2 protein-coding genes are annotated in these 2,443 nt (G+C 74.1%); both read left to right on the top strand.

The genetic code is table 11. The features are described from left to right. On the top strand, positions 1–1,153 hold a 1,153-nt coding region (locus L7D48_RS28085; RefSeq protein ID WP_237883800.1), incomplete at its 5' end, for an N-acetylmuramoyl-L-alanine amidase. A 156-nt stretch (positions 1,154–1,309) separates the two neighbouring features. Then, entirely contained in the window at positions 1,310–2,392 is a 1,083-nt protein-coding gene (locus L7D48_RS28080) for an NDP-sugar synthase (RefSeq protein WP_237883798.1), read from the top strand. Positions 2,393–2,443 lie beyond the last annotated feature (51 nt).

The raw sequence follows: 2,443 nt of genomic DNA, 5'->3' as shown, positions 1-2,443 counted from the left end.
GCCGCCCACGACCACCCCGCCCGGCTCGTCCGACTCGGTGTCCCTCGGCCTCCCGGCCCGCGAGGTCGAACCCTTCTCGCTGCTCGGCGTGGTCTGGGACGACCCGGAGGAGGAACTGCACGGCCGGATCCAGGTGCGCACCAAGTCCGCGGCCACCGGCGAGTGGTCGTCCTGGCAGGACCTGGAGACCCATGCCGACCGGCCCGACCCGGACTCGGCCGAGTCCCGCGGGGACGAGGTGCGCGGAGCGACGGCACCGCTGTGGGTGGGCGACTCCAACGGCGTACAGGCCCGTGTCCTGCCGGAGGAGGGCGCCTCCGGGGCGCACCGGCTGCCCGAGGGGCTGCGCCTGGACCTGGTCCACCCCGGTGACGACCCCGCGGCCGAGTCCGGGAAGGAGGACCCCGCGGGCGAGGCGAACTCCGCGCTCGCCCCGGCCGGAGCCCTGGAGATCCCGGCTCTGGACCGGCAGGGGGCCGGCGAGGACCTGCTCGCGGTACGGGCCTCCGGGCAGGCCGGGCAGGCCGGGCGGTCGGAGGCCACCGCCGACGCCCCCATCGGCCCCCGGCCCGGCATCGTCACCCGCAAGGGGTGGGGGGCCGACGAGCGGCTGCGCGGACCGTTCCTCTACACCAAGACGGTCAGGATGGCCTTCGTCCACCACACGGCGATGAGCAACAACTACTCGTGCGGCCAGTCCGCCTCCATCATCCGGGGCATCTACCGCTACCACGTCCAGAGCAACGGCTGGCGGGACGTCGGTTACAACTTCTTCGTCGACAAGTGCGGGAAGATCTACGAGGGCCGCGCCGGCGGCGTGGCCAACCCGGTGATGGGAGCCCACACCTACGGCTTCAACCACGACAGCACCGGCATCGCCGTCCTCGGCTCGTACAACAGCACCAACCCCTCCACGGCCGCGGTGGACGCCGTCTCCAAGCTCGTCGCCTGGAAGCTGGGCCTGCACGGCGTCGACCCGCGCGGCACCGCCACCATGACCTCCGGCGGCGGCAAGTACCCCAAGGGCACCACCGTCAGGCTCCGCACCGTCTCCGGACACCGGGACGGCTACGTCACCGGCTGCCCGGGCGACCGGCTCTACTCCAGGCTGGGCACCATCCGGGCCACCGCGGCCCGGCTGCAGGGCAGGTAGCGGCAGGAAGCGCGGACCGCGCCGGCCCCGCGCCACCCGCGACGCCGGCGCGGCCCCGGCCCCCGGCGGCAGCCGCACCGGGGACCGTGCCGGCCGGGCCGCCTACACTGGCCCGGCCACCAGGCACGGTCCCCAGCAGGAAGCAGAGAAGAACCGGTGACAGAAGCGATCCTCCTCGTCGGGGGCAGGGGAACCCGGCTGCGGCCGCTGACGGTCCACACCCCCAAGCCCATGGTCCCGGCGGCGGGAGTCCCCTTCCTCACCCACCAGTTGGCCCGTGCCCGCGCGGCCGGGGTCGAGCACGTCGTACTCGCCACCTCCTACCTGGCCGAGGTCTTCGAGCCGTACTTCGGCGACGGCTCGGACCTGGGACTTCACCTGGAGTACGTCACCGAGGAGGAGCCGCTGGGCACCGGCGGGGCCATCCGCAACGTCGCCTCCCGGCTCCGCTGCGGCCCCGGCGACCCGGTGCTGGTCTTCAACGGCGACATCCTCACCGGCCTCGACATCCGCGCCCTGGTGGAGACCCACACCTCCTCCGGCGCCGACGTCTCCCTCCATCTGACGAAGGTCGCGGACCCGCGCGCCTTCGGCCTGGTCCCCACCGACGCCGACGGCCGGGTCACCGCCTTCCTGGAGAAGCCGCAGACCCCCGAGGAGATCGTCACCGACCAGATCAACGCGGGCGCGTACGTCTTCGACCGGTCGGTGATCGACACCATCCCCGAAGGCCGCCCGGTCTCCGTCGAGCGCGAGACCTTTCCCGGGCTGCTCGCCGAAGGCGCCCATCTGCAGGGCATGGTCGACTCCACCTACTGGCTCGACCTCGGCACCCCGCAGGCCTTCGTCCGCGGCTCGGCCGACCTGGTGCTCGGCCACGCGCCCTCCCCGGCCGTGCCCGGCCGCCGCGGCGAGCGGCTGGTGCTGGACGGCGCGCAGGTGGCCCCCGGCGCCAAGCTGACCGGCGGTACGGCGGTCGGCGCGGGCGCGGTGATCGCGGAGGGGGCCCGGGTGCACGGCAGCACGGTGCTGGACGGCGCGGTCGTCGGTCCGGGCGCCGTCGTGCGTGACTCGCTCGTCGGCACGGGAGCGCGCATAGGGGCGCGTACGGTGTTGGAGGGCGCGGTCATCGGAGACGGTGCGGTCGTCGGCGAGGACAACGAACTGCGCGACGGCATCCGGGTGTGGTGCGGCGCTCGCCTGGGGGCGGGCTCGGTCCGCTTCTCCTCCGACTGCTGACCCGGAGCGCCGAACCGTGACCGATTCCGACCCCGACGACCTCACCGGCCC

Origin of the sequence: Streptomyces sp. ICN903, assembly GCF_022015835.1 — a bacterium.
Taxonomy (GTDB): domain Bacteria; phylum Actinomycetota; class Actinomycetes; order Streptomycetales; family Streptomycetaceae; genus Streptomyces; species Streptomyces fenghuangensis.
This window is presented reverse-complemented; position numbering and strand designations above follow the sequence as displayed.